Annotated in this window: 1 protein-coding gene; it reads right to left on the reverse strand. The window is 45.3% G+C overall.

Annotation, left to right across the window (positions count from 1 at the left end; translation table 11 throughout):
• Positions 1–225 (reverse strand): hypothetical protein (locus NOG12_RS12355; RefSeq protein ID WP_313933410.1); only part of this gene is annotated, 225 nt, incomplete at its 3' end.
• Positions 226–340 lie beyond the last annotated feature (115 nt).

Raw genomic sequence — 340 nt, forward strand, 5'->3', positions numbered from 1 at the left:
GAAATTAGCCAAGGCGAGCAATACAGGTCTATTTTCGGCCGCCCAAGAACTGTGACTTTGATATTGCGCCAGAACGGTCAGCGCAATACAGGCAACAAAGGCCACAATAATTTCTGAAAATAGCCCTTTCCTTTTCATTAAGAAAAGAAGTAATTCGGCCACTGCAAACGCCAACAGAAAGTATGGCCAAATACTTTTAAAGGAACCAATCAGAAATTCGTCCATAAGTACTCACAATATTGTCAATGCGGTTGATGAACTCCGGGCAGAGATAGCGACGAAGCACGTTCAACAGCTCCGACTTCAATTCCGCGTCGTCCTTGCGCTTGTCCTCCTCTCT

The sequence above is a fragment of the Pseudidiomarina fusca genome, from assembly GCF_032227045.1.
GTDB classification, from domain to species: domain Bacteria; phylum Pseudomonadota; class Gammaproteobacteria; order Enterobacterales; family Alteromonadaceae; genus Pseudidiomarina; species Pseudidiomarina fusca.